At 50.6% G+C, this 2,349-nt stretch carries 3 protein-coding genes; all 3 read right to left on the bottom strand.

The window, feature by feature from the left end; translation table 11 throughout:
* Positions 1-532: nucleoside-diphosphate sugar epimerase/dehydratase (locus tag JX325_RS15455; protein ID WP_374220643.1), on the bottom strand; the 532-nt coding region annotated here is incomplete at its 3' end.
* A 74-nt stretch (positions 533-606) separates the two neighbouring features.
* Positions 607-1,746 carry a dTDP-4-amino-4,6-dideoxygalactose transaminase gene (gene rffA / locus JX325_RS15460; RefSeq protein WP_204791952.1) on the bottom strand — a complete coding sequence of 380 codons (1,140 nt, stop codon included), beginning with the start codon at positions 1,744-1,746 and terminating at the stop codon, positions 607-609.
* A gap of 13 nt (positions 1,747-1,759) precedes the next feature.
* Positions 1,760-2,349 (bottom strand): dTDP-glucose 4,6-dehydratase (locus tag JX325_RS15465; RefSeq protein ID WP_204791951.1); only part of this gene is annotated, 590 nt, incomplete at its 5' end.

Consider the following 2,349-nt stretch of genomic DNA (forward strand, 5'->3'; position numbering starts at 1 on the left):
CTGTAATACTATAAAGTTCTTCGCAGCAATCTGTCAGTATATTGATGCTTTCACCAATATAGGTCCCAATTTCAAGATACTTTTTACAGGAAAACAGCTCTGCGACCTGCTTGATAAACATATAATCTAAAACGCCGGAGCCCCCATACATAAATGTCAGTTCCTTACAAACAACACGTTCCCCGTGACTGCGAAAAAATGCTCCTAAGTCAATCGTTCGTTTCTCCTTCAACTCATTATCCAATTCTAATAAGCAAGGAACAGCTCCACACTCATATTTGTAAACTTTTCGTAAATGGTACTTCTGGATATCCTGCATAATTTCATGGGCGTAAATGCTTGCAATAAATACCGTCATATCCCGGTGCTCATTCAGTATTTCCGGACTGCACACTTTTTTCCCGCAGACAGTTGTTCCCCATTTTTCAGGGTTTTTCCCATCAATAAAGCAAAGAACCTCGTATGTTTGAGTTAAAAAGTCGTATGCAAATTTTCCTGTATTTCCTGCTCCATAAATAATAATCTGCTCCATTACACTATATCCTTTCGATCAAGATGGATTCAGTCCGTAATACGGACTGAATCGTGAGGCACCTCACGATTTGCTTATTTTATTTCTCTGAAAAACTCTTTCATCAGTCTCGCTATATCCGGGGGAGCCTCTTTAGGAAGTTTATAGAACATCGGAATCCTCAAAAGCCGTTCGCTCTCCCGCGTGGTATAGCGATCGCCGCCATGAAATCTTCCCCTTGCGGCACCTGACTGGGAGCTGTGAAGCGGCACGTAGTGAAACGCCGTTCCAATTCCCCGCTCCTTCAAGAATTGTATCAATTTCGTTCGCTGCGCGAGGTCCTTCGCTTTGATGTAAAACATGTGCGCATTGTGACGGCAGCCCTCCGGAATAACCGGCAGTTCAATCAGACCCCTGTTCTGCAGCGGCGCAAGCGCTTCCAAGTATGCGCTCCAGCTTTTAAGGCGGTCATGATTGATCTCATCCGCAAGCTCCAACTGTGCATACAGATATGCCACGTTCAACTCGCTTGGAAGATAGGAAGAACCTATATCCACCCAAGTGTATTTATCCACCTGCCCGCGCAGAANACGAGAGCGGTTCGTCCCCTTCTCCCGCAGAATTTCCGCCCGCTCAATCAAGTCCGGGCGATTGATTGCCAGCGCCCCGCCCTCGCCCATGCTATAGTTCTTCGTCTCGTGGAAACTGTAACAGCCAAGGTCGCCAAGCGTTCCCAGCGCTTTTCCGTGGTAGGCGCTCATTACACCCTGGGCCGCGTCCTCTACCACCATGAGGTTGTGCCGCCGGGCGATGTCCAGAATGGCATCCATCTCACAGCCAACACCCGCGTAGTGAACCGGAACGATGACCTTTGTTTTCGGCGTGATCGCCGCCTCAATCAACCTTTCGTCCAGGTTCATGGTATCCGGGCGGATGTCTACAAACACAATTTTCGCGCCCCGCAGGACAAACGCGTTGGCCGTTGAGACGAATGTATACGACGGCATAATGACCTCGTCCCCCGGCTGGATATCGCACAGCATCGCCGCCAGCTCCAGGGCGTGGGTGCAGGAAGTGGTCAGCAGGACTTTCCGCGCCTGAAAACGTTCCTCCATCCACCCGGAGCACCTCTTCGTAAACATACCGTCTCCACAGATTTTCCCCTGCTCCTGCGCGGCCTGCCGCATGTATTCAAAGGATTTTTCCAGGACCGGCGGGCGGTTGAATGGTATCATGTTCTTTTTCCCCTTATGTATACATCGTTTTGCAGTACGCTTGAAAATCACGTCCGGCCGTGGTTTCCAGCCAGTTCTCGTTTTCCAGGTACCACTGCACAGTGCGCTTCAAACCCCCCGTGAAAGAATACGACGGCTTCCATCCGGTGTGCCGGTTCAGCTTCGTGTAATCCATCGCGTACCGCCGGTCATGGCCGGGCCGGTCCGCTACAAATTGAATCAGGCTTTCTGACCGGCCTAACAGGCGCAAAATCGTTTGTATAACCTGTAGATTGCTCTCTTCTCCGTCTCCGCCGATATTATAGACTTCGCCGCATTCTCCGCTCTCCAGCACATGGCAGAGCGCGGAACAATGGTCCTCTACATACAGCCAATCCCGCACCTGCTGCCCGTCTCCGTAGACGGGGATTTTTCTGTCATGCAGGCTGTTGTAAATAATCAGCGGAATCAGCTTTTCCGGAAATTGATAGGGGCCAAAATTGTTGGAGCATCTGGTGATAAGCGCAGGAAACCCAAACGTCTCATGATAGGCCCGAACAAACAGATCGGCGCTGGCCTTGGACGCCGCGTAGGGGCTGTTCGGCGCAATCAGGGAGCCCTCAT

Origin of the sequence: Oscillibacter sp. CU971, assembly GCF_905219725.1 — a bacterium.
Lineage (GTDB): Bacteria > Bacillota > Clostridia > Oscillospirales > Oscillospiraceae > Oscillibacter.